Source organism: Sphingomonas carotinifaciens, from assembly GCF_009789535.1.
Taxonomy (GTDB): Bacteria; Pseudomonadota; Alphaproteobacteria; order Sphingomonadales; family Sphingomonadaceae; genus Sphingomonas; species Sphingomonas carotinifaciens.
Genome location: NZ_WSUT01000005.1, coordinates 355050 through 380775 on the forward strand (window position 1 = coordinate 355050; position 25726 = coordinate 380775).

The following is a 25726-nucleotide window of genomic DNA, read 5'->3' on the forward strand; positions in this document are numbered from 1 at the left end:
TTGTCGAAAGCAAATCCGGCAGCCGTCGCGCCCTACACCGCCAGCACCGCCTTCGGCACATGATAGCCCTCGGCAAAGCCTTCCGGCGCATTGCACTCGATGCCGCGCAGCCGCGCCAGCGACAGGAACGTCTCCGGCCGGAACCATCGCCGGCCCTGCTGGCTGGGGAAGGATGCATGGATATGCGCCGCCTTGCGCTCCGCCACCTGCGCGCTCAGCGGCAGATAGGCGTTGGTCGGATGCAGGTCGGCATCATATTTCGGCACTTCATAGCCCAGGATCAGGTGATCGCGGAACGTGTTGCGCGTCATCGTGCCGATCAGCGCATGGTCCTGGTGCAGGTCGCCGACATGATGCGTCAGGATCAGGTCGGGCGCCGCCTCGCGCTTGATCGCCTCGAACACCGCCTTGATCGCGGGCGCCCGGTGCGCGAACAACCCGTCGGCAAAGGCATGCGGCTCCACCACGGCGGCTTGGCCCAGCAGGTCGCCGATGCTCGCCCGCGCTTCCGCCACACGGTCGTCGCCGCCGCTGAACACCACGCAGCGTACCGCCAGCGCCCGCTGCCGCGCCGCCAGCGTCAGCAACAGGCCGCCGCAACCGATCTCGATATCGTCCGAATGCGCCCCCAGGCACAGCACCCGCAACGGTGCGGCCAGGTCCGCGCCCAGCGCCAGGCCCAGCATGGTCAGCCCACCGCTTCCCGCCGGTCCGCCGTCGCTTCCCCGCGCCACACCTCCCAGGGTGCCGGTTCCGGCAGCCGCGCCGCCTCCAGCGCCATCACGTCCTTGAACGTGTCGCACGCCCGCCAGAAACCGTCATAAGGAAACGCCAGCAGCCGCCGCTCGCCGATCAACCGGTCGAACGCCCCTTCCACCAGATCGTCGTCATCGCCCAGATAATCGAAGATCTCGGCGCGAAACGCAAAAAAGCCGCCATTGATGCGCACGTCGATGCCGGTTCCCGCCTCGATCCCGGTCACCACGCCGTCATGGTCGTGGTGCAGGTAATGAAAGCTCTGCGTCGGGCGCACCGCGATCATCACGCCCACCGTATCCGCGCGCCCCTCCAGCACCCGCACGATATCGGGCAACGGCGCGTCCGACAGGCCATCGGCATAATTGGCCAGGAACACCGGTTCGCCGGCGACATAGCGCTGCACCGCCTTCAGCCGCTGCCCGATGCTGGTCAGCGGCCCGGTATCGACCAGCGATACCGTCAGCACGTCGCCCCATTCGTCGACCAGCCGGAACGTATGGCCCACCGCATCGCCCGCCACCGTCGGCATCGGCACCGCCCCCGACTGCCGGAAATAGGTCAGGAACGCCTCGACGCCATATCCCAGGCACAACACGAACTCGCGGTGCCCGTGATGGGCATAATAGTTCATGATGTACCACAGAAGCGGCCGCTCGCCGATATGGACCAGGGGCTTGGGCGTCGTCGGCGCGAAATCGCGCATCCGCGTGCCCATCCCCCCGCAGAACAGGACGACCTTCATCTGCACTCCCCGCATCCATGGTTCGAAAACCTTTGCAGGGGCCACGCTATGCCGTTTCACCCGGCCGCCAAATCGCGCAACCGGACTAGCCGTTAAGAACTAAACTCGATCAAGATTTACCCAGTTTCGGATGTCTATCTATCTGTTATTCCGCAAAAAGCTCCGCCTCCACGGCATAAAGCACATCGGCCGGGGCCTGCGCCGCCGCGACCAGCCCCAGTGCTTCGGGCACGATCTGCTCCAGATAGAAGCGCACGCACGCCCGCTTCATCCGCATGAACGGCGCATCGTCGGTCGCCGCCCGCCCCTGCCGCTCCATCAGCCAGCCGCAGGTCGCGACCGACACCATGGTCAGGAAGGGATAGCTCGCCGCCAGCCGATCGTCGGTGGACGCGTCGGCCAGCGCCTGCCCCGTCGCCTCGCACGCATCGATCAGGGCGATCAGCCGTGCGTCCTGCGCCTCGTCGCGCATGTCGGCGATCAGTTCGGCAAAAACCCCGCCCCCGCTCGCCTCGCGCCCCAGCGCCAGCTTGCGCCCGACCAGATCCGCTGCCTGGATGCCGTTGGTGCCCTCGTAGATCGAGGTGATGCGCACGTCGCGAAAGAACTGCGCCGCCCCGGTTTCCTCGATGTAACCCATGCCGCCATGCACCTGGATGCCCAGCGAGGCGACCTCGTTGCCCAGGTCCGTGCCATGCGCCTTGGCCAGCGGCGTCACCAGCTCCAGCCGGCCCCGCGCCCGCGCATCGCCCGATCCCGCCCGGTCCACCTGCCCCGCGGCATAATAGACCAGCGCGCGGGCGGCCTGCGTCTGCGCCTTCATCCGCATCAGCATGCGCCGCACGTCGGGATGCTCCACGATCCGCACCGCATCGCGCGAGGTGCCGCCCGCGCGGGCCGATTGCACCCGTTCCAGCGCATAGGCGACGGCGGCCTGCGTCGCCGCTTCCGCCGCCTGCACGCCCTGCAATCCGACGTTCAGCCGCGCATTGTTCATCATCGTGAACATCGCGCGCATGCCGCCATGCTCCGGCCCGATCAGCTCGCCCACGCAATCGTCATGGTCGCCGAACGACAGCACGCAGGTGGGGGATGCATGCAGCCCCATCTTGTGTTCGATCGACACCACCCGCACGTCGTTCGCCGCACCCGGCCGGCCGTCCTCGTCCAGCCGGAACTTGGGCACCAGGAACAGGCTGATCCCCTTGGTGCCCACCGGCGCATCGGGCGTCCGCGCCAGCACCAGATGGACGATGTTCTCGGCCATGTCGTGGTCGCCGAACGAGATGAAGATCTTGGTGCCCTTGATGCGCCATGTTCCGTCGCCCAGCGGGGTGGCGGTGGTGCGCAGCGCGCCCACGTCCGATCCCGCCTGCGGCTCGGTCAGGTTCATCGTTCCCGTCCATGCCCCCGTCGCCAGATGCGGCAGGTACAGCCGCTGCTGCTCCGCGCTGCCATGATGCGCCAGCGCCTCGATCGCGCCCACCGTCAGCGTCGGGCACAGCGCGAACGCCATGTTGGCGGTGCCCAGCGTGTCCAGCACCGCGGTCTGGATCGCAAAGGGCAGGCCCTGGCCGCCATGCGCTTCGGGCACTCCGATCGTGCCCCAGCCGCCGTCCACATAATCGTGGTAGGCCTCGGCGTAGCCGTCCGGCATGCGCACGCCCTCGGGCGTCCAGCGCGCACCCACCGTGTCGCCTGCACGCAGCAGCGGCGCCCATTCGCCCGCGGCGAACGCGCCCACCCCTTCCAGCACGGCATCGATCACATCGTCGCTCGCCGCCGCGAACCGCTCGGTCGCGGCCAGCTCGCGCACCCGCACGACATGGTCCAGCACGAACCGCTGCTCGGCGGTGATCGGGGTGAAGGGCATCGGCATCCTCTTATCGCTCTGGTTGGAACCCGATATAGCCGCCCGCCATGGCCTCTCCAAATCCCAGCATCTTACCCTACGGCATGGCCGCCCTGGCCGAGGCCGCCCGAGTCGTCGCGGCCGGCGGGCTGGTCGCGGTGCCGACCGAGACGGTCTACGGCCTTGCTGCCAACGCCACCGACGGCGCCGCGGTCGCGCGCATCTATGCGGCCAAGGGGCGACCGTCCTTCAACCCGCTGATCGTCCACGTCCCCGATCTCGCCACCGCCGAAACCCTCGCCGGTTTCGATGAAGAGGCGCATGCGCTCGCCACCGCCTTCTGGCCCGGCCCGCTCACTCTGGTTCGCCCGCTCAGGGCCGGCGGGCCGCTGTCCGCACTGGTGACGGCCGGGCTCGACACGGTGGCGCTTCGCGTCCCCCGCCACCGCGCGATGCAGTCGTTGCTCGTCCACTGCGGCGTCCCCCTTGCCGCCCCTTCCGCCAACGCCAGCGGCGGCATCAGCCCCACCACCGCCGAACACGTTGCCGCCAGCCTGGGCGCCGCCGCCCTGATCCTCGACGACGGCGCCACCCCTGCCGGCCTGGAATCCACCATCGTCGCCGGTCGCACCATCCTGCGCCCCGGCCCCGTCACCGCCGCCATGCTGGAAAGCGTGCTGGGCAGCGTCAGCCGCGGCGCCGAGCATCCCGCCGTCATCACCGCGCCCGGCCAGCTCGCCAGCCACTACGCCCCTGCCAAGCCGCTCCGCCTGAATGCGGTCGGGGCCGACGCGGACGAATGGCTGATCGGCTATGGTCCGGTCGGTGGCGATGAAACGCTGTCGGCCACCGGCGACCCGCTGGAGGCCGCGGCCAATCTGTTCGCCGCACTCCACCGCGCGGACGCCGCCGCATCGATGCGCATCGCGGTTGCGCCCATCCCGATGGACGGCATCGGCGAGGCGATCAACGACCGCCTGCGCCGCGCCGCGCATCCGTGATCGTCAATCGTTCCGCGGCACCGAGTCGCCCCGCGCCGGCGTGCTGCCATCCGCGGGATAGTCGTCCGTCCCGCCGACCTCGCCCGGTCCCTGTTCGTCGCCCGTCACCGCTTCGCGCGATCCCGCGCTGCTGCCGATCGGCGCACCGGTCACCGCGCGTTCGCCGTCATCGTCGTTGGGCCGGGTCGGAGGCGCCATCACTCGCCCCCCTGCACGCTCAGATCCTCGGTCAATTGTTCTTCCAGCGATTCGCCGCCTTCGCGCTCAGCGGGCTCGTTCTTGCTCGCGACATTCTCGCCTGTGGTCTGGTCGTCATTGGCTGGGAACTGGGGATCGGCCATGATCGCTCTCCTGTCATGATTGCATCCTCAACGCACGGAACGGGGGTTGGAGCCGCATGATCCGCCGCGCCCGCACCCTGCCCCCCGCCCTGGCCGGCATGGCCGCCGCCGCCGTCGCGCTCGCCCTCGTCCTTCTGGTCGGGCTGGCGGTGGATCGCTGGTCCTTCGCCTTCGATCACGCGATCCTTGTCTCCTTGCGGGCATGGGGTGGGCCGTCATGGCTGCCGCGCGTTGCAAAGGACGTCACCGCGCTTGGCGGCGGCGTGATCCTCACCCTCGTGGTGATCGCGGTCACCGGGCTGTTGCTCGTCCAGCGTCTGTGGCTGACCGCCCTTGCGGTCCTCGCCGCCTCGATCAGTGGCGGCATGGCGGTGGATGCGATCAAGGCATGGGCCGGTCGCGCCCGCCCCGATCTGGTCGACCATCTCGTCACTGTGACCAATGCCAGCTTCCCCAGCGGCCACGCCGCCAACAGCGCCACTGTCTATCTGACGGTCGCCGCCCTCTCGACACAGGTGCTGCGACAGTCGGCGGCGCGCACCTACACCGTCGTGGTCGCCGTGCTGCTGGTCGGCGCGATCGGGCTCAGCCGCATCTATCTGGGTGTCCACTGGCCGACCGACGTGCTCGCCGGCTGGTCGTTCGGCACGCTGTGGGCGCTCGCCTGGTGGTGGGCGACCGAGCGCGCCCGCGCCTCAATCGGCGGCGAGCGCTAGAGCGGTTTCCGACCGATCTGCGCCATCGTGACGGAGCCGATTTTGGTTCAGGGCAAGAAGCGAGTAGCGGAGCGATGCCGGGGCATCGTGACCGACGAGCGACGTGGCCCTGGGCCAAAAATCGGCCCGCCCCGAAGGGGTTGCATCAGGAAGGCCGCTGGACGTCGTCGCGACGCTCGCAGGGGCCGACCAGCCCCTGCTTCGCGCCGCTCCTAGCCAGCAGCCTTCCTGATGCAATCATGATGACGCAGATCAGTCGGAAACCGCTCTAGCAGCGCGCGCGCCGCCTTCAGGTGCGGCGCATCCACCATCCGCCCGTTCAGTTGCAGCGCGCCTGCTCCGGGATTGGCGGCGAACAGATCGACGATCGCCTGCGCCGCCGCCAGTTCCTCCGCACTCGGGGTAAAGGCGGCGTTGATCACCGCTACCTGCGCCGGATGGATCGCCATCATGCCGGTAAAGCCGTCGCGCCGCCCCCGCGCGGCATAGGCCGCCAGCCCGTCCAGGTCGCGAAAGTCCGGATACACCGTCTCGATCGCCGGCACGCCCGCGGCATGCGCCCCGAACAGGGTCAGCGACCGGGCCATCTGATAGGGCGCGGTATAGCCGCCATCCGCCTCGCGCGAGGTCGCCGCCCCGATCGCGGCGGGCAGGTCCTCCGCCCCCCAGGTCAGCCCCGCCAGCCGCGGCGTCACCCCGGCATAGCTGCCCAGTTGAAAGATCGCCGCCGGCGTCTCGGTCGCGATGGGCAGGATCGCCACCTCGCCGCTCAGCCGCGCATCCAGCGCCGCCAGCGTTCGCGCACCCTCCGCCTTGGGCAGCACCAGCCCGCCCGGCCCCGCCGGCAAAATCGCGGCCAGGTCATCCTCCGCCAGTTCGCCGTCCAGCGGATTGATCCGCACGAACAGCGCCGGCCGGCCATCGCGCGGTTCGCGCAGGAACGCCGCCACCGCCTCCCGCGCCGCCGGCTTGGCGGCGGGGGCGACCGCATCCTCCAGGTCCAGGATCAGCGCGTCCGCGCCACTGTTGCACGCCTTGGCCATGCGATCGGGGCGATCGCCGGGCACGAACAACAGCGAGCGCAGCCGCATCTTACTTGCCCATCTCGGCCAGCTTGCGCTCCCAAGCCAGCGCATCGCGCACGATCCCGTCCAGATTGTCGCGCTCCGGCCGCCAGGGCAGCGCCGCCAGGATCGCGCCGTTGTCGGCGACCAGCTCTGCCGGATCGCCCGCGCGGCGCCCTTCCATGCGGCGTTCGATCGTCATGTTGGTCACCCGGTCGACCGCGTCCAGCACCTCCAGCACCGAGAAGCCGCGACCATAACCGCAGTTCAGGGTATGGCTCTCGCTCGGCTCCGCCACCAGCAGTTCCAGCGCCGCGACATGCGCCGCCGCCAGGTCCGATACGTGGATGTAATCGCGCACGCCCGTCCCGTCGCGCGTGGCAAAATCGGTGCCGTACACGCCGACATGGCCGCGCTTGCCCGTCGCCGCCTCGACCGCGATCTTGATGAGGTGCGTCGCCCCCACCGTCGACTGCCCCGAACGGCCCGCCGGATCGGCCCCCGCCACGTTGAAGTAGCGCAGCGCGCAATAGTTGATCGGATGCGCGGCCGCGATGTCCTTCAGCATGATCTCGGTCATCAGCTTCGACATGCCGTACGGATTGATCGGCGCCTTGGGATCGCCCTCCTGCACCGGCACCCGCTCCGGCGTGCCGTACGTCGCCGCCGTCGACGAGAAGATGAAGTGCGGCACGCCCTCGGCCACCGCCGCCTCGATCAGCGCGCGGCTCGCCGCGGTGTTGTTCCGGTAATATTTCAGCGGATCGCTGACCGATTCCGGCACCACCACCGATCCGGCAAAGTGCATGATCGCGCGCACGCCGTGTTCGCGGATCGTGGTGCGGATCGTCTCGATGTCGGACACGTCGGCCTCGACCAGCGTCGCGCGGGAATCGACCGCCCAGGCAAAGCCGGTGACCAGATTGTCGACCACCACCACGTCGTAGCCGGCATCGGCCAGCGCCAGCACCGCATGGCTGCCGATATAGCCTGCGCCGCCGGTGACCATCACTTTGCCGCTCAACCGCGTGTCGCTCATCCGCCCGTCACTCCCTTGGCCGTCCATGGATTGCCTCGCGGTAGCGGCTTCTTATCTAAGCGCAAAGACCAAGGAGTTATTCCATGACCGACTATGTGACACTCGCCGGCGGCTGTTTCTGGTGTACCGAAGCGGTGTTCAAGGACGTGATCGGCGTAGAGTCGGTCGAAAGCGGCTATATCGGCGGCAGCGTCGCCAACCCGACCTACAAGCAGGTGTGCGGCGGTGATACCGGCCATGCCGAGGCGATCCGCATCGGCTTCGATCCCGAACAGCTTGCCCTCGACGATCTGCTCGACATCTATATCGCCACCCATGATCCGACGCAGCTGAACCGCCAGGGCAATGATGTCGGCACCCAGTATCGCTCGGCCATGTTCCCCGCCTCGCCCGAACAGGAAGCGGCGATGAAGGCGGCGATCGAGCGGAACCAGGCCGACCAGCCCAAGCCCATCGTCACCACCATCGAACCGATGGCCGAGTGGTATCCGGCGGAGGATTGCCATCAGGACTATTGGGAAACCTCGGGCCGTTCGAACCCGTATTGCATGGCGGTGATCCCGCCCAAGCTGCAGAAGCTGCGCAAGAGCTTCGCCGCCCGCTCGCGCGCCGTCACCGCCTGACCCGTTGCCGCCCTCCCGCATCCGGGAGGGCGGCAGCCGTCACGCCGTCCGGTACAGGATCAGCCCGACCGCCGAGATGCGCTCCACCTCGCCATAGCCGGGCTGGTCCAGATCCTCGCTGAAGATGTCCGGGTCCAGTTCGCGATAGTCGAGTTCGAACCCCGTCGCCGGCAGGCGCTCGCGCAGCGCATCCAGCAGCACGTCGCGCCCTTCCACGATCGACACGCCGGTATGCAGGATCAGGCGCCCGCCCGGTGCCAGCAGCGCGCTGCCCTGCATCACCCATTCCAGTGACAGCCGTGCCCCGAACAGGTCGCCGCCATCGCGATAGGCGCGTCGGCCTTCGTCGATCATGAACGGCGGATGGGTGACGATCAGGTCATATCCGGCATCCAGATCGCGCGGCGCCTGCACCTGCATGCAGGCATGTCGCAACCCGGCATGCTCCGCATTGATGCCCGCCAGGAACAGCGCCTTGGGATTGATGTCGGCCAGCGTCAGATGCCCGTCCCGGGTCTGCGCCGCGGCGGTGATGCCGCCCACGCCCGCCCCGGCCCCATAATCCAGCACCCGTCGCGCATCGGGCGCCATGCCGGCCGCGATGAACTGCGCGAAACGGTGGCTGTCCGGCCCCAGGAACACCGAATCCTCGGCAAGGGTCGGATAGGCGGAATGCAGGAACAGATGTCCCTCCACCGTCGACGCACGCAGGGTCGGTGCATAACGCTCCCCACCCAGGGGCCGAACCGCGCCCGCCGCCTCCAGCAGCGCCATCATGTCGGCATCTACCACGTCGCGCGTGAATGGCAGGCTCCAGCCCAATATGTCGCGCAGCGATCCGGCGATCCGGCGCGTCGGGCGCTTCAGCACGCGGGCATGCGTCGCGGGCGTCGCCGTCACGAAGCGATAGTCACGCGCGTCCAGCGCGCGCAGCAGCGCCAGCAATGCGGCGCGGCGCTCGGGCGAGAACCAGGCCACCTCCCCTTGCGTGGCGTCGGGATCAAGAACAACGTTTACCTTGGTTAACATGCTGATCTTCCACGTTTATTATCGTGCAGTAACGACCCACGCTTTGTACGTTTCCCGACAAATGCACTGATCGCGATCAGTGCGCAGGCGCCCTGGCCGACCAGCGGGTTGCACAATCAGGTAAAGCGAACGATCCTGCCGCTTCAGTTCGATGGGAGATCGATGATGACCGTGATGTTTCTGGCCCTCGCCATGTTCTCGGCACCGCAGGATGCCGCCCCCCCGCCAAGGACCCGGCACCGGCGGAAAAGAAGATCTGCCGCCGCGAAACGCCGGTCGGATCGCGCTTGAGCAAGCGCGTCTGCCGCACCGCCGCCGAATGGGCCGCCGTGGATGAAGCCAATCAGCAGGCGGCCGGCGCTTCGCTGCAAGGCCGCAACACCGCGCGCTAGGGTCTGAGCCTATAAGGCTGTTCCTCACCCACCCCCGTTCGTCCCGAACAGTTGCCGAGTAGCGGCAAAGCCGCGGAGCGAGAGCGTGCGGCGCTGTCTCCACACGAACGGGGCGACGTGGTGCCACGCACGATCGGCAAGCACCCCGACAGCCTTACCAGCTACTTAACTTCGATTCTTGCAACTGCACCGGCAAAGCTTGCATTTGCTGCAATCGCCCACCCGCGCCACATGGAGGCAGCACGCTGCATCGCAGCATTTCTCCATGGAGGCCATTATGTTCAGCCTGATCGCTCTGCTTTTCGCCGCTCGCCGCAATGCGGTTCTGGGTACCCAGGTCGCGACCGTCGCGCCACTCGTTACCGCTGCCAACGACGACGTTCGTACCGCCGCCGTCTCGCGCGCCGCCTGAACCCTGTCCAATTGCCGTGGGGGCCGCGCCTGGCGCGCCCCACGCAATTCCTGTCCGGTTGCCGCCGTCACGCGGCGACGACGATATCCTTCAGCGGCGATGATGCGTCGGCCAGTCGTGCCGCCGGCACCGCCGCTCCCGCCGCCACCAGCTTGCGGCCCTGCACATAATCCCGTGTCGCATTGACGCAGTCGAGCGCGATCACCCGCCCGCCGCGCAAGTAGACGACCGAGAAGCTGCGTGACGCCGTGTCGCCGCGCACCACCGCCAGATCATATCCGGTCGACAATCCCACCGTCTGCAACCGCAGATCATATTGGTTGGACCAGAACCACGGCACCGCGTGATACGCGACCGGCATACCCATGATCGCCTGCGCCGCGACATTGGCCTGGTCGGTGGCATTCTGCACCGACTCCAGCCGGATCTGCGCGCCCGCCGCAAAGGCGTTGGCATGTGCCGCACAGTCTCCGATAGCATAGATATCGGGCAGCGTGGTGTGGCAGGTCGCATCCACATCCACGCCGTTGCCGCCCGCGGCACCCGCCGCCAGCAGCGGCGCGACCGCCGGCGCGATGCCGATGCCGACGATCACCATCTCGCACGCGATCGCCTCGCCCGACGCCAGCCGCACGCCGCGCACCCGGCCGTTCTCGCCGACGATCTCCGCCACGCCCGCGTTCAGCCGCAGGTCGACGCCGTGCGCGCGGTGTTCCGCCTCGTAGAAGCGCGACAACGGCTCGCCGGCCACCCGCGCCAGCACGCGGGGCAGCGCCTCCAGCACCGTCACCTGCTTGCCGAACTTGACTAGGGCCGCCGCCGCTTCCAGCCCGATATAGCCGCCGCCCACGACGCAGACGCGTGTCACCCCATCCAGCGCCTCCCGGATCCGGTCGACATCCCCGCGCGTGCGGATGCCATATACCCCGGCCAGATCGGCTCCCGGACAGGTCAGCGTCCGCGCCGCGCCGCCCGCCGCCCAGATCAGCCGGCCATAACCGATGCTGTCGCCACCCGCGGTGGTGACGCGGTGGCCGCCCGCATCGACGCCGACGACCCGCTGCCCCGGCATCATCGTCACCGCGCGTTCGTCCCAGAATTGCGGCTGGCGCAGCAACATGCGCTCGAACGCGCGCTCGCCGGACAGATATTCCTTGGACAGCGGCGGTCGCTCATAGGGCAGGTCGGGCTCGTCGCCGACGACCGCAATGCTGCCCTCGAACTTGGCCTGGCGCAGCGCGATCGCGGCCTGTGCGCCGCCATGCCCGCCGCCGACGATCACGATGTCGTAGTTGCGCTCGCCGTCCATCTGCCGATGCACCCCTTACCCGTGGTGGGTCCGCCGGGGCTCGAACCCGGGACCTCTCGATTAAAAGTCGCTTGCTCTACCGACTGAGCTACGGACCCCCATCGGGTGCCAGCGCAGTTAGGGGCGTGGACGCCTGCGGTCAACCATATGTGCCAGATGGCGGACGCGTCGCCCCGTACCCGGCGCGCGCCACGCCCCCGCCACCTGCTCCAGCGGCCTGAGCACGAAGTCCCGCGTCGCATAGCCGGCATGCGGCACCACCAGCCCCGCCGACCGCCAGCGCCCCCCCGACCACAGCACGATGTCCAGATCGATCACCCGCGCGCCCCAGCGCCGCCCCCGCCGCCGCCCGAACGCCCGCTCGATCGCCTTCAGGTGCCGCAGCATCGCCGGCGGCGCCATCGCACTTTCCACCAGCACCACCGCATTGGCAAAAGCGCGTATCGACGGCCCCAGCGGCGCGGTGGTGATGATCGCCGACACGCCGCGCACACCATCCCCCAGCGCCGCCACCGCCGCACGGACCTCGTCGGCCGGCGTTCCGTGACGGCCGGGTCGATTGGAGCCGAGCGCGATGGCATAGGTTGTGGTCACCATGTCCGATCCCTATCCCACCCCGCCCGCCGCCGCACTCCCGCAGACCGAGCCGCCGCACGATTGCCCGCGCTGCCCCCGCCTCGTGAGCGTGCGCGCAGACCTTCGCACCGAACATCCCGACTGGTGGAACGCCCCGGTCCCCGCCTTCGGCGATCCGGGCGCGTGGCTGGGCGTGGTCGGTCTCGCGCCGGGCAAGCACGGTGCCAATCGCACCGGCCGCCCCTTTACCGGCGATGGCGCCGGGCCGCTGCTCTACGACACCATGGCCCGGCACGGGCTGACGACCGGCACCTTTGCCGGCCATGTCGATGACGGTTTCGGCCTGACCGGCGCGATCATCCTCAACGCGGTCAAATGCCTGCCGCCCGAGAACAAGCCCACCCCCGACGAGGTCCGTACCTGCCGCACTTTTCTGGAAGACCAGGTCGCGGCGCTATCCAAGCTGCGCGTGGTGATCGCGCTCGGCCAGATCGCGCACCAGTCCGCGGTCAAGGCACTCGGCGGCCGCCTGCCCAAGGCCCGCTTCGGGCATCTGGCGGAACACCGCATGCCCAGCGGCATGGTGCTGATCGACAGCTATCACTGCTCCCGGTACAATCAGAATACCGGCCGCCTGACCCCCGAAATGTTCGACGCGGTGTTCGCCCGCGCCGTGGACATCGGCCGAAATCAGATATCCTGAACCAGCCGTCCATAGAGTTCGGGCCGCCGGTCGCGGAAGAAGCCAAAGGCGGCGCGGTGCCGCTTCACCCGGTCCAGATCCAGCGTCGCGGTGATGACGCCCTCTTCCTCGCGGTCCAGTTCGGCCAGAATGTCGCCGCGCTCGTCGCAGATGAAGCTGGTGCCGTAAAAAGTCTGGCCGTGTTCCGTGCCCACCCGGTTGGCCGCGATGATCGGCACGACGTTGGACACCGCATGTCCCACCATCGCGCGCCGCCACAGCCGCGCGGTATCCAGCGAGGTGTCATGCGGCTCGCTGCCGATCGCGGTGGGGTAGAACAGCAGTTGCGCGCCCATCAGCATCATCGCACGCGCGGTTTCGGGATACCACTGGTCCCAGCACACGCCCACGCCCAGCGTCGCGCCCGGCCCGTCCCACACCTTGAAGCCGGTGTTGCCGGGGCGGAAATAGAATTTCTCCTCATATCCCGGCCCGTCCGGGATATGGCTCTTGCGATAGATACCCGCGACACGGCCGTCCGGCCCGATCATCGCCAGCGAGTTGTAATGATGCGGCCCGTCCGCCTCGAAGAAGCTGGTCGGGATATGCACCTTCAGTTCGGCCGCCAGCGCCTGCATCGCCAGCACCGCCTTGTGCTCGCCAACGGGCTTGGCGTTGGCGAACAGCCCCTCGTCCTCGACGCGGCAGAAATATTCGCCCTCGAACAGTTCGGGCGGCAGGATCACCTGCGCCCCCCGCCCCGCCGCCTCGCGCACCAGGCGCGACACATTGGCGATGTTGGCATCGATATCATCGGAGAAGGCGAGCTGCAGCGCAGCGACGGAGATCTCGGTCATGGCCGCCCACATAGGGTCCGCGACCCGATTCGTCATCCGCCCGCGTGCCGATCGGCTATTTGTTCACGCGGAGACGCGGAGACGCGGAGAGTTGCGCTCGCCGCCCGCGCCCTCTCGATCGGAAGACAAGCCCGACCAATGGCAAAAGCGAAACCGCATGGCTCACGCAACATCCTCCGCGCCTCCGCGTCTCCGCGTGGATCAAAACGGGAGAAGACTCACGCGAAGCCGCGAAGCCGCGAAGAGGTTGCGAAAGCGGAGCGACCTGGCTCCAGCAACGCAGCAAACATGTCTCCCGCTCGCCAGCGCAGCCACCTCTTCGCGCCTTCGCGTCTTCGCGTGAACAAATTTAGCGAGGCACCTGCTGCGAGATGCAGTGGAAGCTGCCACCCCCGGTCAGAATAGCATCTGCCCGCAACCCCACGACCTCGCGGTCCGGGAAAAGAGCCTGGATCGCCACCACGCCCGCTGCGTCGTTCTCGGTGCCGTAGACCGGCACCACCACCGCGGCATTGCCGATATAGAAGTTCATGTAGCTCGCCGGGATCACCTCCCCGTCGCGCAGGACACGGCCCGCCGAGGGCACGGCGACCACCTCCAGCCCGGCCGCCGCCGCGTCGCGACGTGCAGCGTTATACACCTGCCAGTTGGGGTCGTTCTCCGACGCTTCCGGGATCGCCACGCGATTCGCACCCACGAAGCGCGCCAGATTGTCGACATGCCCGTCGGTATGATCGTTGAGCAGCCCGTCGCCCAGCCACACCACGCGGGTCAGGCCCAGATCGTCCGCCAGCCGCCGCTCGATGCCCTCCTGCGTCAGTTCGGGGTTGCGATTGGGGTTCAGCAGGCACTGGCGCGTGGTCACCACCGTGCCGGTGCCGTCGCCGTCGATCGCACCGCCCTCCAAAATCCAGTCGCAGCGCGTGGCGCCAAGCCCGCGATCCTCGGCCAGCCGCTCGCCGACCGTGTCGTCGCCGGGCAGGTCGTACTTGCCGCCCCAGCCGTTGAAGCCGAACAGCCGCGCCGATCCGTCGCCCAACAGGATCGGCCCGGTATCGCGCAGCCAGATGTCGCCGAACGGCTGCACCACCACCTCGGCGAACGGCGCCAGCGCGCGCGCCGCCTCCGCCGCTTCGCCGTCCGCGGCGACCAGGATCACCGTCTCGCCGCGCCCGTCGGCATGAACGGCGGCGGCAAAGGCGACGACTTCCTTTCGCGCCTGTTCCAGATCCTCCTGCCAAAGCTCGGCATGGCTGGGAAAGCCGATCCAGACGGCGGCATGCGGTGCCCATTCGGCGGGTGGCGGTGTCGTGGTGGTCACTTGGTCTTTGCCCTGCTCTGGTCACGGATGGCGCGGAATTCGGCGGTCGGATACCAGTTGGGCCACAGGCCCGTATCGTCCGCCAGCTTGCGGCCGAGCGCGTAATAGACGTTCAGGTCCTGGATCGCACCACCCCAGTTCCAGTTGGGATCATATTCGTCCGACGGCTTGTGGTAGCGGTTGGCGACATAATCCTCGCGCGCGGCATGGCCGGCGGCGACCCCGCCCTCCACCTGATCCTGCCCCGATCCGCCCGACAGCATCGGCACGCCCAGCTTGGCGAAGGAGAAATGGTCCGACCGGTAATAGCTGCCCCGCTCCGGATTGGCCTCCGGGCTGATCGTGCGGCCCTGCGCGGCGACGAGGGGCTTGGCAAGGTCCTCGATCTCGGACTTGCCCGCACCCGTCAGCACGAAGTCCTTCACCGGCCCCACGACGTTCAGCACGTCCATGTTCACCCCGCCCACGGTCCGGCCCAGCGGAAAGACCGGATGCTCGGCATAATAGCGCGAGCCGAGCAGCCCGCTTTCCTCCGCCGTCACCGCCAGGAACGCGATCGACCGCTTCGCCGGCCCCGCCTTCCCTTGCGCCTCGGCCAGCGCGACCAGCCCGGCGATCCCCGTCGCATTGTCGGCCGCGCCATTGCAGATATCGTCGCCATCCACCGCGTCGCAGCGGCCCAGATGGTCCCAATGCCCCGAATACAGCACCGTCTCGCCCGGTGCGGTCGTCCCCGGCAGCACGCCGATGACGTTCTTCGACGCCTGCCGCCGGATCGTGTTGGCAAAGCCGGTCGACATCTTGACGCCCAGCGGCACCGCCCTGAACCCCTTGGCCTGCGCCGCCCGGGTCAGCGCATCCAGATCCTTGCCCGCCGAGCGGAACAGCGCCTGAGCGGAGGCCTGCTGGATCCAGCCGATCACCTGGCTCTGGTCCATGTGGTCGCCCGCTTCGTCCAGTTCCAGTTGCGGCCCCGTCCAGGACGATTGCACCACCGCCCAGGGGTAGGCCGCCGGCTCGGTCTGATGAACGATGATCGCCGCCGCGGCACCATGTTTGGCGGCATTCTCGAACTTGTACGGCCAGCGCCCGTACCAGGTCATCGCGCGACCCTCGAACGGCCCCTCGCGCCCTTGCACCTGCCAGTCGGCATCGTTGACCAGGATCACCACCGTCTTGCCGCGCACATCGACGCCGGCATAATCGTCCCAGCCCTTTTCCGGCGCGGTGATGCCGTATCCGACGAAGACGACCTCGCTGTCCTTGACCGCGATTCCCGGCGTCACGCGGTACGTGCCGGCCACCATGTCGGTGCGATACGCCAGCGACAGCGGCGTGGCGCCGCCGGTAAAGGTCATCGGCTGCACGTCGGTGGCGGTGATCTCCACCATCGGCACGTCCTGGAACCAGCTTCCCTTGTTGCCCGGCTTCAGCCCCGCCGCCTTGAAGCGCTCGACGATATAGGCAACCGTCTTGTCCTCGCCCGGCGTCGTCGGGGCGCGGCCCTCATAGGCGTCGGAGGCCAGCGTCTGCGTCACCGTCTTCAGCGTTTCCACCGAAATCGCCGGTTTGGTCTGCGCGGTCGCCACCCCGGCGGCGGACAAAAGCAACGTGGCAAGAATGGCTTGGCGCATGCGGGACCCCCGTATCGGATTATCGGCGCCCTTCTTGCCAACCCGCCGCGTACGCGTCCAGCACTCCGCCCAAAGGAAAAGGGCGGCCCCAGCGGGACCGCCCTTCCATATTCCGTCCGGATTGTCCGAAGCTTAGCGCGAGTAGAACTCGACGACCAGGTTCGGCTCCATCTTCACCGGATAGGGCACCTCGTCCAGCGTCGGCACGCGAACCAAGGTCACCTTGGCGGTGCCGTCGGCGGCGACGTAATCGGGCACTTCCCGCTCGGCGAGCTGCTGCGCTTCCATCACCAGCGCCATTTCCTGCGCCTTGGAACCCAGCGTGATCTCGTCGCCGACGAAGCAGCGGCGCGACGCGACGTTGCACTTCACGCCGTTGACGCGGATGTGACCATGGCTGACCAGCTGGCGCGCGGCCCAGATCGTCGGCGCGAACTTGGCGCGGTACACGATCATGTCCAGGCGCTGCTCCAGCAGGCCGATCAGGTTCTGGCCGGTGTCGCCTTTCATACGGGCGGCCTCGATGTACGACGCCTTGAACTGCTTCTCGGTGACGTCGCCGTAATAGCCCTTCAGCTTCTGCTTGGCGCGCAGCTGGATGCCGAAGTCCGACATCTTGCCCTTGCGGCGCTGGCCGTGCTGGCCGGGGCCGTATTCGCGCTTGTTGACCGGGCTCTTCGGGCGACCCCAGATGTTCTCGCCCATCCGGCGGTCGAGCTTGTACTTTGCGCTATGACGCTTCGACATGTGTATTCCTTGGCAACAGCTAACAACGGTATTCCCGGTAGATCGCGCCGTACGAACCTGACGATGCAGACACGCGCGGGCCCTCCGCTTCACCGGGGTGCGGGGGCGATTGCGAAGGCGCGCGCCTAGCCGCTGGCCGCCCGAGAGTCAAGAATGGACACCGCCGCCGCCACGCTTCACAGCGCGCGGCCATGACCACGATCCTTTCCGGCCCCGACTGCACCACCATGGCGGAGGTCCGCGCCGGCGTGGACCAGCTCGACCGCGATCTGGTCGCGCTGCTTGCCCGCCGCTTCGCCTATATGGACGCCGCCGCCCGCATCAAGCCCGAGCGCGGCCATGTCCGAGACGAGGCGCGCAAGGCCCAGGTAATCGACCAGGCCCGTGCCGAGGCGGTACGGCTCGGCGTTCCCGAACAGGTCGTGGCGGAGTTGTGGGAAACGCTGGTCGAAGCCTCGATCGCCTACGAACTCGCCGCCTTCGACCGCCGCTGATAGCCTCCACCCACGCACCCCGTTCGTCTCGAGTAGTCATCGAGTAGCTGCCATCAGGCAGCGTATCGAGATGACGTATCGAGAGACCGCCCCGCGCGCCCACCCATCTCTCGATACACCGTCTCGATACGCGGCTTTGCCGCTACTCGACGGCTACTCGAGACGAACGGATAGAGTGTTCAACCTCATGTCATCCGGCTCTACCGCCCCCGCGGCCGCGCCAGCGTCGACAACACCCCGCGCAGCGTCCGCACCTCCTGGCTCGACCAGCCCGGCTTGGTCAGCAGTGTGCGCAGCGTCCGCTTGGTCGCGGGCACCCGGTCGGGCGGGAAGAAATACCCCACGCCTTCCAGCATCTCCTCCAGCTGTCCGATCATCCCGTCCAGCTCGCCCTGCGGTGCGACCGGCGGCAACTCGGTCTCCGGCGGCTGCGCCAGCGCCACGCCCTTCGACCACTCATACGCCACCAGGATCACCGCCTGCGCGAGATTGAGGCTGCCGAATTCGGGGTTGATCGGCACGGTGATGATCGTCCGCGCCACCGCCACATCGTCGGTTTCCAGCCCCGATCGCTCCGGCCCGAACAGGATCGCCGAGCGTCCCGGCCCGGCATGGATTTCCCCGGCCGCGACCTCCGGCGTCACGACGGGCTTGGTCACGCCGCGCTTGCGCACCGTGGTGGCATAGACCTGCGAGCAATCCGCCACTGCGTCCGCCACGCTCTCATAGACCCGCGCCTGCTCCAGCACCACGTCCGCCCCCGACGCCGCCGGCCCGGCCGCCGGGTTGGGCCACCCGTCCCGCGGCGCCACCAGCCGCATCTCCAGGAGCCCGAAATTCAACATCGCCCGCGCCGCCTTGCCGATATTCTCGCCCAGCTGCGGCCGCACCAGCACGACGACGGGGGGCGGGGTGGTCCTATCCTGCACGTTCAATTCCATGTCCTCATCACCCCCATCACCGTTCGTCCGTCATCGTTCATCATTCTCCAGATCCGTGCGGTCTGCCCCACCTGCCGTTCGCCCTGAGCGAAGTCGAAGGGCACGCTCCCCCGGCGGGATCGCCGCATCGTGCAGGTCCGCCCAGTCACCGGCGATCAGCGCTTCCTTTTTGCGCCGCGACCAGCCCTTTATCTGTCGCTCGGCAGCCAGCGCCTCATCACGTCGGGCAAAATCCTGCGACCAAACAAGCCTCACGGGGCGGCGCCTTTGCGTATATCCCTGCATGTCGCCACTCTGGTGCTGCCCGATACGCCGCTCCAGATCGTCCGTATGACCGGCATAATAGCTGCCATCGCTACAGCGCAGGAGATATGCCCAAAAGGTCATCGGCTGCTTCCACCCTCCATGCACCTCGGTCCGTGGTGCATGGAATGAGACGCAACATCCGTTCGGCCTGAGCCCTTCGACAAGCTCAGGATAAACTTCGGCACCTGGCGCCGAAGTCGAAGGCCAAGCGTCGGTGGCTGTGCTTCGACTTCAGCGCGAAGCACTGAAGTTTATCCTGAGCGGCTGGCTTGCCAGCCAGTCGAAGGGCTCAGCACGAACGGGGATGGTTCATCGAAGGCAGAGGACATGCTGGAGTCCCCTCACTCCCCCCGCGCCACCTCTTCCACAGTCCCCGCGAACGCCTCGAAATCCTTCGCCTCGCCAAACTCGCGGTACACGCTCGCAAACCGGATATAGGCGACCGAATCGAGGCCCTTCAGCCCTTCCATCACCATCTCGCCGATCCGCTTGGACGACACCTCGCCGTCGCCGCTCGTCTCCAGTTGCCGCTGGATGCCGGATACCAGCTTTTCCAGCCGCACCGGCTCGATCGGCCGCTTGCGCGCCGCGATCGAGATCGATCGGAGCAGCTTTTCGCGATCGAACGGTTCGCGCCGATGCTCGCTCTTCAACACCGCCAGTTCGCGTAATTGAATGCGCTCGAACGTGGTGAACCGCGCTGCGCACCCCTCGCACTGCCGCCGGCGCCGGATCGCCGCCCCGTCTTCGGTGGGGCGGCTGTCCTTCACCTGGCTGTCTTCATGGCCGCAAAAGGGGCAGCGCATCGCGGATCGTCAGCCCTTCTTCGTCGCCTTGATATAGGCATAGCCGGCACCCGCGGCGGCACCCAACAGCGGGCCGACGAACGGGATCGGGATCGCCACCACGGCGCCCAGCGCACCCCATTTCGCCATGCTCTTGCCCAGGCCCGGCGTGTTCTTCACCCGGTCCTGAACCTGACGTGCCTTGTTGTCGAAATCGGCCATTCTCTTACCCCTGATAGATCGGGAACCGTGCGCAAAGGGCGCGCACGCGGGTACGAACGTCCGCCTCGACCTCCGGGTCCCCATGTTCGCCCCTGGCCTTCAATCCGTCCAGCACGTCGGCGACCATGTGGCCGATCTCGCGGAACTCGGCCGGACCGAAGCCGCGCGTCGTGCCCGCCGGGCTGCCGACGCGAATACCGCTGGTCTTGACCGGGGGCAGCGGGTCGTTGGGAATGCCGTTCTTGTTGCAGGTGATGCCCGCACGCTCCAGCGCCTCGTCCGCGTCGCGGCCGGTGATGCCCAGCGGCGTCAGGTCGACCAGCGCCAGATGCGTATCGGTGCCCCCCGCCACCAGGTTCGCGCCACGCTCCTGCAGCGTCGCGGCCAGCACCTTGGCGTTCTCCACCACCGCGGCGATGTAGGTCTTGAAATCGGGGCGCAGCGCCTCGCCAAAGGCCACCGCCTTGGCCGCGATCACGTGCATCAGCGGTCCGCCCTGCAGCCCGGGGAACACCGCCGAGTTGATCTTCTTGGCGGTCGCCTCGTCATTGGTCATGATCATGCCGCCACGCGGTCCCCGCAGCGTCTTGTGCGTGGTCGTCGTCACCACATGCGCATGGCCGAAGGGGGTCGGGTGCAGCCCGCCCGCGACGATCCCGGCAAAGTGCGCCATGTCGACCATGAAATACGCACCGACCTCGTCCGCGATCGCGCGGAACTTCGCAAAGTCGATCACCCGCGGATAGGCGGAGCCGCCTGCGATGATGATCTTGGGGCTCGTCTCGCGCGCCAGGCGGGCGACCTGCTCGTAATCGATCAGGTGCGTCTCGGGGTCGACGCCGTACTGCACCGCGTTGAACCACTTGCCCGACATCGCGGCGCGCGCGCCGTGGGTCAGGTGGCCGCCGGCATCCAGGCTCAGGCCCATGATCGTGTCGCCGGGCTTGGCCAGCGCCAGCATGACGGCGCCGTTCGCCTGCGCGCCCGAATGCGGCTGTACGTTGACGAAGTCGCAGCCGAACAGCTGCCTGGCGCGGTCGATCGCCAGTTGCTCGACCTCGTCGGACGGCGCGCAGCCCTGGTAATAGCGCTTGCCCGGGTAACCCTCGGCATATTTGTTGGTGAAGACCGAGCCTTGCGCCTCCATCACCGCCTTGGAGACGATGTTTTCGGACGCGATCAGCTCGATCTGCGTCTGCTCGCGCTCCAGCTCGTGGCGCACGCCGGCGAACACCGCGGCATCCGCCTCGGCCAGGCTGCGGGTGAAGAAGCCATCAGGCTGGACGGCGGCGATATCCTGGGGCTGCGTGCTCATGCGAACTCCTTCGACAGCTTGTCGACACGGTGCTGGTGGCGTCCACCCTCGAAGGGGGTGGACAGGAAAGCGTCGAGGCAGGCCTTGGCCATCTCCTCGCCGATCAGGCGCGCGCCCATGGCGATCGCGTTGGCGTCGTTATGCTGGCGCGACAGGGCGGCGGTCAGCGGCTCGGACACGAGCGCGCAGCGGCAGGCGGGGTGCCGGTTGGCGGCGATCGAAATGCCGACGCCCGACCCGCACAGCGCGACCCCGCGCTCGGCCCGTCCCTCGGCCAGCGCCTCGGCCACCGCATAGCCATAATCCGGATAATCCACGCTGGCCCTGCCATCGGCCCCCAGGTCGATCACGTCATGCCCCCGCTCCCGCAACCATCCCGCCAACACCGCCTTCAACCCGGCAGCGGCATGATCGGAAGCGATGGCGATGCGCATGGGTCGAAAGGCTCCGGGCGACAGCGAAAATGGAATGCGCGCGCCTTTACGCCCCCCGCGCGCATATTGCCACCGCGAAGTCATGCCCGGGAACGGCACACCCCCGTCACGGGTTGCCTCGCCATGATCCTTCGTCTGCTTTCCCTTTCCCTGCTGGTCCCCGTCGTCTGTGCCGGTGCGGCCTGTTCCGGCCCCGCCGCGGACAACGAAGCCGCCACCAACATCACCGCGTCCGGCACCGTTCAGCCCAAGACGCGCACGCCGGCAGGCGACTCCACCACCTTCTCCGGCTCGCCGCGCAACAGCGTCGAGACGCATCAGGCCGATCTGGTCGGCCGCTACAGGGGGGTGGAGGGCATGTACCTCGTCGTCCGCCACGGCACCTCGCCCGGCAAATACCGGCTGGAGATGCAGTGGGACCTCGACAACAAGGGCAAGTTCGCCGGCGTGGCGAAGGACGATGGTATTGCCTTCACCCGCAACGGCGAGGATCTGATGCTGCGCCCCACCGATGGCGACGCGACCGGACTGAAATGGCTTGCCGGGCAAAAGGAATGCCTGACGGTCAAGCCCGGTGAAGGCTATTGCCGCGTCCGCCTGCTGCGATAGGATCACGCCCCGTGAACCTGCCCGTCCGCCTTGCCCCCGACACCCGCGCCCGCTTCACCGCGGCGGAGTTCCTGCGCATGGGCGAAGCCGGCGCCTTCGAGGGCATGAAGGTCGAACTGGTCGCGGGAGAGTTGGAACGGATGAATCCTCCTTTGGGCGGTCACAGCACCCGGCAGGCCATGGTGATCGGCGCCTTGTGGCAGGCGGCACGCGGCAGCAGCCTGACCGTTCTGGCCGAAACCAGCGTGCAGGTCGACGACAGCACGATTGTCGCATGCGATGCCGCCCTGGCGCACCGTCCGCTGGGCGACAGGGAACCCACCCGTCCCGATGTGCTGCTGCTGGTGGTCGAGGTATCCGAAACGACACAGGCCCGCGACCTCAGCCTGAAGCGCCTGCTCTACGCCGCGGCCGGCATCCCCACTTATTGGGTGGTCGATGGTGCCCGCGCGGTTGTCCACATCCATGCCGAGCCGATCGACGGCGATTATGCGGACATCCGCACCGTCCGATTCGGTGCGCCGCTGCCCGTCCCCGGCACCGATGGACAGGTCACGCTCGGCTGATGGCGCATGTCTCCGCCCCGGCACGCCTGCTCGGCTTTTCCGGCCTGCTCCCGCCGCTGGCCCTGGTGCTGGCGCAGATCGTCATCCCCGACCCCGCCTGGCCGATCGTCACCTTCGCCTATACGGCGCTGATCTTCAGCTTCCTGGGCGGCCTGTGGTGGACGCTCGCGCTCGGTCGCGAAACGCGGCAAACGCCGCTGCTGCTCGCTGCGGTCACGCCCTCGCTCGTCGCCTTTGCGCTGTTCCTGCTTGCCGTCTTCCGCCTGTCGACGACATGGCCACTGGTCCTGCTCGGCAGCGCGGTGTTCCTGACCCTGCTGGTCGACCGCCATCTGGCGACCACGGGTGAGGCGCCCACCGGCTGGATGGGCCTGCGCATCCCCTTGTCGCTCGGCCTCGGCACCCTGACGATCTTGATGGCGCTGCTGACCCGCTGACCCAATCCCGCCCCAGCGGGAGAGGGCGCGCAACGCGAAGCAGAAATGATGTTCGCGCAGGAGGCGCAGAGGTGTCTCGTGCGCGCAAGCGCACCCCCATCATCACGACCCGACGATGTAGCGGTATGATTGCCCTCGGTGGAACACCTCCGCGCCCCCGCGCGAAAACCTTCTCTCAAGCCCGAGAAGAATCAGGCCGCCATCCGCAATTCCAGCCGCCCCCAGATCTCCACCAGTGCATCGGTCAGTTCGCGCATCATCGCCGGCGTATGCGCCGGCCCGGGGGTGAAGCGCAGCCGCTCGGTGCCGCGCGGCACGGTCGGATAATTGATCGGCTGCACATAGACGCCGTATTCGGCCAGCAGGATATCGCTGATCTTCTTGGCCTTGACCGGATCGCCCACCATCACCGGCACGATATGCGTGTCGCCCAGCATCACCGGCAGGCCGGCCTCGCGCATCATCGCCTTCAGCATCCGGGCGGATGCCTGCTGCCCCTCGCGCTCGACGCTGGAGGATTTCAGGTGCCGCACGCTGGCCAGCACGCCCGCAACCAGCACCGGCGACAGCGAGGTCGTGAAGATGAACCCCGGCGCATAGGAGCGGATCACGTCCACGATCATCCGGTCCGCCGCGATATATCCGCCCATCACCCCGAACGCCTTGCCCAGCGTTCCCTCGATGATGGTCAGCCGGTCCGCCACCTCGTCACGCTCGGAAATGCCGCCGCCGCGCGCGCCGTACATGCCCACCGCATGCACCTCGTCCAGATAGGTCAGCGCGTTGTACCGGTCCGCCAGGTCGCAGATCGCCGCAATCGGGGCGACATCGCCCTCCATCGAATAGACGCTCTCGAACGCGATCAGCTTGGGGACCGACGGATCCGCCTCGCGCAGCAATTCTTCCAGATGCGCCACGTCATTGTGGCGGAACACCCGCTTCTCGCACCCCGAATTGCGGATGCCCGCGATCATCGATGCGTGGTTCAGCTCGTCCGAAAAGATGATGCAGCCCGGCAGGATCTTGGCGATCGTCGCCAGCGTCGCCTCGTTCGAGACATAGCCGCTGGTGAACAGAAGCGCGGCCTCCTTGCCGTGCAGGTCGGCCAGCTCGCCTTCCAGATCGACATGGTAATGGGTGTTGCCGCCGATGTTGCGCGTGCCGCCCGAGCCTGCGCCGACATCGTGCAGCGCTTCCTCCATCGCGGCGATCACCTTGGGGTGCTGCCCCATCGCCAGATAGTCGTTGGAACACCACACCGTGATCGGCTTGGGCCCGTTATGCCCGGCAAAGCAGCGCGCATTGGGGAACGCGCCCTTGTTGCGCAGGATGTCGATAAAGACGCGGTAGCGGCCCTCGGCGTGCAGCCGGTCGATTGCCTGGGTAAAAACGCGCGAATAGTCCACGCGCACGTCCGTGCCGTCGATGCTCATGAACCGACATGTAAGCGACGCCGGTTAACAAGGCCAGCGGATAGACCCGCCCACAGTGATCGAGCCGCCCCGAATCGCATGGACAAATTGTCCCAAGGGGTCGTTTGAAACGCGCCGGGGCGCGTTTGACGGCGCCAGCCCGCTCCCCCACCCGGCCACCCACACAGTATCCTTGATGGGTGGCCGGGTGGGGGAGCGGGCTGGCACCGCCTTGAAACTCGCTCTTTCGCGAGTTTTCAACAAGGCGCCGTTACAGCGCCTCCACCACGGGAAAACCACGGGTCGCCAGCGTCGCCGCGATCGCCCGCTCGCGCGCCCCGAGTCGGGTGAACACCAGCCGTCCCGCCACCGGCGCCTCCGGCCAGTCCTGCCTGTCCGTCAGATAGGCGATCCGCCGCGCGATTCCCGGCCCGCCATCCACGAAGCGCACCCCCGCCGGCGCCACCGCCGCCATGTCCCCTTCCAGCAGCGGGAAGTGCGTGCAGGCATTGACGATCACATCGATCCGCTCGCCGCCGGGCTGCCCGAACAAGCCCTGCAACTCGCCCGCCACCGCTTCGGGGGACGGCGCCACGCCCGCCAGCGCCCCCTCCGCCAGCATCACCAGCGCCGCCGATCCATGGCGCAGCACCGTGCAGTCGCCCGCAAAGCGCGCCGCCAGATCGTCGACATAGGGCTGGCGCACCGTCGCCTCGGTGCCCAGCACGCCGATGACGCGGCTTTCGCTCATCGCCGCGGCCGGCTTGATCGCCGGCACCGTCCCCACCACGGGCACGTCGAGCGCGGCGCGCACCGCGGGGAGCGCGATGGTGGACGCGGTGTTGCACGCGATCACCACCAGCCGCGGGCGATACCGCTCCACCAGCCGCCCCAGCAGCGCGGGCACGCGCGCCGCGATTTCCGCCTCGCTTTTCGTCCCGTACGGAAAGCCCGCCGAATCCGCCGCATAGACGATCGGCGCACGCGGCAGCAGCTCGGTCGTCGGCGCCACCACCGACAATCCGCCCACACCGGAATCGAAGAACAGGATCGGCCGCGCGTCGCTCATGGCCGCCGCTCCTACCGGCTCGCGCGCCCGCCCGGCAAGA

Annotated in this window: 30 protein-coding genes, 1 tRNA gene and 1 pseudogene; 9 read left to right on the forward strand and 23 right to left on the reverse strand. The window is 67.9% G+C overall.

Annotated features, from left to right (window positions below):
• Positions 1–32: 32 nt before the first annotated feature.
• From GQR91_RS03635 to GQR91_RS03645, 3 genes are all read right to left on the reverse strand, one after another.
• Complete coding sequence (locus tag GQR91_RS03635; protein WP_235903856.1) at positions 33–734, reverse strand: PIG-L deacetylase family protein; 702 nt, start codon at positions 732–734, stop codon at positions 33–35.
• Complete coding sequence (locus GQR91_RS03640) at positions 689–1501, reverse strand: sugar phosphate nucleotidyltransferase (RefSeq protein ID WP_160146729.1); 813 nt, start codon at positions 1499–1501, stop codon at positions 689–691. The genes GQR91_RS03635 and GQR91_RS03640 overlap by 46 nt, the downstream gene beginning before the upstream one ends.
• Before the next feature lie 145 nt (positions 1502–1646).
• On the reverse strand, positions 1647–3380 hold the full coding sequence (locus GQR91_RS03645) for an acyl-CoA dehydrogenase family protein (RefSeq protein ID WP_149681202.1): 1734 nt from the start codon (positions 3378–3380) through the stop codon (positions 1647–1649).
• Positions 3381–3457: 77 nt separating this feature from the next.
• Here GQR91_RS03645 and GQR91_RS03650 point away from each other — a divergent pair, with 77 nt between their 5' ends.
• Positions 3458–4354: an L-threonylcarbamoyladenylate synthase gene (locus GQR91_RS03650; RefSeq protein WP_149681203.1), complete on the forward strand. Its 897-nt coding sequence runs from the start codon at positions 3458–3460 to the stop codon at positions 4352–4354.
• 3 nt (positions 4355–4357) lie between these two features.
• Here the strand turns inward: GQR91_RS03650 and GQR91_RS03655 are convergent, their stop codons facing one another.
• Together GQR91_RS03655 and GQR91_RS03660 are read right to left on the reverse strand one after the other, a co-directional pair.
• Entirely contained in the window at positions 4358–4552 is a 195-nt protein-coding gene (locus tag GQR91_RS03655; RefSeq protein WP_149681204.1) for a hypothetical protein, read from the reverse strand.
• Entirely contained in the window at positions 4552–4695 is a 144-nt protein-coding gene (locus tag GQR91_RS03660; protein WP_160146730.1) for a hypothetical protein, read from the reverse strand. The genes GQR91_RS03655 and GQR91_RS03660 overlap by 1 nt, the downstream gene beginning before the upstream one ends.
• 56 nt (positions 4696–4751) lie before the next feature.
• Between GQR91_RS03660 and GQR91_RS03665 the strand changes: the two genes are divergently transcribed.
• Positions 4752–5411, forward strand: coding sequence for a phosphatase PAP2 family protein (locus tag GQR91_RS03665; protein ID WP_149681205.1), 660 nt, complete (start codon positions 4752–4754; stop codon positions 5409–5411).
• Positions 5412–5623: 212 nt separating this feature from the next.
• Here GQR91_RS03665 and GQR91_RS03670 read toward each other — a convergent pair whose 3' ends face one another.
• Together GQR91_RS03670 and galE are read right to left on the reverse strand one after the other, a co-directional pair.
• A complete protein-coding gene (locus GQR91_RS03670) occupies positions 5624–6502 on the reverse strand; it encodes an HpcH/HpaI aldolase/citrate lyase family protein (protein WP_149681206.1) in 879 nt (292 codons plus the stop codon).
• 1 nt (position 6503) lies between these two features.
• Entirely contained in the window at positions 6504–7514 is a 1011-nt protein-coding gene (gene galE, locus GQR91_RS03675; RefSeq protein ID WP_149681207.1) for a UDP-glucose 4-epimerase GalE, read from the reverse strand.
• Between the two features lie 83 nt (positions 7515–7597).
• Between galE and msrA the strand changes: the two genes are divergently transcribed.
• On the forward strand, positions 7598–8137 hold the full coding sequence (gene msrA / locus GQR91_RS03680) for a peptide-methionine (S)-S-oxide reductase MsrA (protein ID WP_149681208.1): 540 nt from the start codon (positions 7598–7600) through the stop codon (positions 8135–8137).
• 39 nt (positions 8138–8176) lie between these two features.
• Here the strand turns inward: msrA and GQR91_RS03685 are convergent, their stop codons facing one another.
• Positions 8177–9166, reverse strand: coding sequence for a methyltransferase (locus tag GQR91_RS03685; RefSeq protein ID WP_149681209.1), 990 nt, complete (start codon positions 9164–9166; stop codon positions 8177–8179).
• A gap of 669 nt (positions 9167–9835) precedes the next feature.
• On the opposite strand from GQR91_RS03685, the gene GQR91_RS19740 reads away from it, so the two are divergent.
• Entirely contained in the window at positions 9836–9970 is a 135-nt protein-coding gene (locus GQR91_RS19740; RefSeq protein ID WP_260173177.1) for a hypothetical protein, read from the forward strand.
• Positions 9971–10037: 67 nt separating this feature from the next.
• Here the strand turns inward: GQR91_RS19740 and GQR91_RS03690 are convergent, their stop codons facing one another.
• The 3 genes from GQR91_RS03690 to folK form a co-directional block, all read right to left on the reverse strand.
• Positions 10038–11279 (reverse strand): NAD(P)/FAD-dependent oxidoreductase, encoded by a 1242-nt coding sequence (locus GQR91_RS03690; protein WP_149681210.1) that lies wholly within the window; start codon positions 11277–11279, stop codon positions 10038–10040.
• Between the two features lie 22 nt (positions 11280–11301).
• Positions 11302–11377: transfer RNA gene (locus GQR91_RS03695), tRNA-Lys, on the reverse strand.
• A gap of 19 nt (positions 11378–11396) precedes the next feature.
• On the reverse strand, positions 11397–11876 hold the full coding sequence (folK, locus tag GQR91_RS03700) for a 2-amino-4-hydroxy-6-hydroxymethyldihydropteridine diphosphokinase (protein WP_149681211.1): 480 nt from the start codon (positions 11874–11876) through the stop codon (positions 11397–11399).
• On the opposite strand from folK, the gene GQR91_RS03705 reads away from it, so the two are divergent.
• A complete protein-coding gene (locus GQR91_RS03705) occupies positions 11875–12558 on the forward strand; it encodes a uracil-DNA glycosylase (protein ID WP_149681212.1) in 684 nt (227 codons plus the stop codon). The genes folK and GQR91_RS03705 overlap by 2 nt on opposite strands.
• Here the strand turns inward: GQR91_RS03705 and aguB are convergent.
• The 4 genes from aguB to rpsD form a co-directional block, all read right to left on the reverse strand.
• On the reverse strand, positions 12546–13394 hold the full coding sequence (gene aguB / locus GQR91_RS03710; RefSeq protein ID WP_112381799.1) for an N-carbamoylputrescine amidase: 849 nt from the start codon (positions 13392–13394) through the stop codon (positions 12546–12548). The genes GQR91_RS03705 and aguB overlap by 13 nt on opposite strands.
• Before the next feature lie 349 nt (positions 13395–13743).
• Positions 13744–14715: an agmatine deiminase family protein gene (locus GQR91_RS03715; RefSeq protein ID WP_149681213.1), complete on the reverse strand. Its 972-nt coding sequence runs from the start codon at positions 14713–14715 to the stop codon at positions 13744–13746.
• Positions 14712–16349, reverse strand: a complete 1638-nt coding sequence (locus tag GQR91_RS03720) for a M28 family peptidase (RefSeq protein WP_149681214.1) — start codon at positions 16347–16349, stop codon at positions 14712–14714. Before GQR91_RS03720 ends, GQR91_RS03715 begins: the two co-directional genes overlap by 4 nt.
• 132 nt (positions 16350–16481) lie before the next feature.
• A complete protein-coding gene (gene rpsD, locus GQR91_RS03725) occupies positions 16482–17096 on the reverse strand; it encodes a 30S ribosomal protein S4 (RefSeq protein ID WP_149681215.1) in 615 nt (204 codons plus the stop codon).
• A gap of 191 nt (positions 17097–17287) precedes the next feature.
• Between rpsD and GQR91_RS03730 the strand changes: the two genes are divergently transcribed.
• On the forward strand, positions 17288–17590 hold the full coding sequence (locus GQR91_RS03730) for a chorismate mutase (RefSeq protein WP_149681216.1): 303 nt from the start codon (positions 17288–17290) through the stop codon (positions 17588–17590).
• Between the two features lie 200 nt (positions 17591–17790).
• Here the strand turns inward: GQR91_RS03730 and GQR91_RS19470 are convergent, their stop codons facing one another.
• The 6 genes and pseudogenes from GQR91_RS19470 to rpiB all read right to left on the reverse strand — a co-directional run bounded on the left by GQR91_RS19470 (position 17791) and on the right by rpiB (position 21593).
• Positions 17791–18519 carry an RNA methyltransferase gene (locus GQR91_RS19470; protein WP_235903857.1) on the reverse strand — a complete coding sequence of 243 codons (729 nt, stop codon included), beginning with the start codon at positions 18517–18519 and terminating at the stop codon, positions 17791–17793.
• 149 nt (positions 18520–18668) lie between these two features.
• Positions 18669–18918 (reverse strand): annotated as a pseudogene (locus tag GQR91_RS19475) (GIY-YIG nuclease family protein); the annotation flags it as partial.
• A gap of 260 nt (positions 18919–19178) precedes the next feature.
• A complete protein-coding gene (gene nrdR / locus GQR91_RS03740; protein WP_112381539.1) occupies positions 19179–19643 on the reverse strand; it encodes a transcriptional regulator NrdR in 465 nt (154 codons plus the stop codon).
• Between the two features lie 9 nt (positions 19644–19652).
• The gene (locus GQR91_RS03745; RefSeq protein ID WP_112381540.1) at positions 19653–19844 is read right to left on the reverse strand and encodes a hypothetical protein; all 192 of its coding nucleotides are present in this window, start codon (positions 19842–19844) and stop codon (positions 19653–19655) included.
• Between the two features lie 4 nt (positions 19845–19848).
• Complete coding sequence (glyA, locus tag GQR91_RS03750; RefSeq protein ID WP_149681217.1) at positions 19849–21159, reverse strand: serine hydroxymethyltransferase; 1311 nt, start codon at positions 21157–21159, stop codon at positions 19849–19851.
• Complete coding sequence (gene rpiB / locus GQR91_RS03755; protein ID WP_112381542.1) at positions 21156–21593, reverse strand: ribose 5-phosphate isomerase B; 438 nt, start codon at positions 21591–21593, stop codon at positions 21156–21158. The genes glyA and rpiB overlap by 4 nt, the downstream gene beginning before the upstream one ends.
• A gap of 123 nt (positions 21594–21716) precedes the next feature.
• On the opposite strand from rpiB, the gene GQR91_RS03760 reads away from it, so the two are divergent.
• From GQR91_RS03760 to GQR91_RS03770, 3 genes are read left to right on the forward strand one after another with little or no spacing between them, the layout of a single operon-like run.
• The gene (locus GQR91_RS03760; protein ID WP_149681218.1) at positions 21717–22202 is read left to right on the forward strand and encodes a hypothetical protein; all 486 of its coding nucleotides are present in this window, start codon (positions 21717–21719) and stop codon (positions 22200–22202) included.
• A gap of 11 nt (positions 22203–22213) precedes the next feature.
• Complete coding sequence (locus tag GQR91_RS03765; protein ID WP_149681219.1) at positions 22214–22768, forward strand: Uma2 family endonuclease; 555 nt, start codon at positions 22214–22216, stop codon at positions 22766–22768.
• A complete protein-coding gene (locus GQR91_RS03770; RefSeq protein ID WP_112381545.1) occupies positions 22768–23205 on the forward strand; it encodes a DUF3429 domain-containing protein in 438 nt (145 codons plus the stop codon). Before GQR91_RS03765 ends, GQR91_RS03770 begins: the two co-directional genes overlap by 1 nt.
• Before the next feature lie 191 nt (positions 23206–23396).
• Here GQR91_RS03770 and hemA read toward each other — a convergent pair whose 3' ends face one another.
• Together hemA and murI are read right to left on the reverse strand one after the other, a co-directional pair.
• The gene (gene hemA, locus GQR91_RS03775; RefSeq protein WP_112381546.1) at positions 23397–24638 is read right to left on the reverse strand and encodes a 5-aminolevulinate synthase; all 1242 of its coding nucleotides are present in this window, start codon (positions 24636–24638) and stop codon (positions 23397–23399) included.
• Positions 24639–24888: 250 nt separating this feature from the next.
• Complete coding sequence (gene murI / locus GQR91_RS03780) at positions 24889–25686, reverse strand: glutamate racemase (protein WP_149681220.1); 798 nt, start codon at positions 25684–25686, stop codon at positions 24889–24891.
• Between the last annotated feature and the right edge of the window lie 40 nt (positions 25687–25726).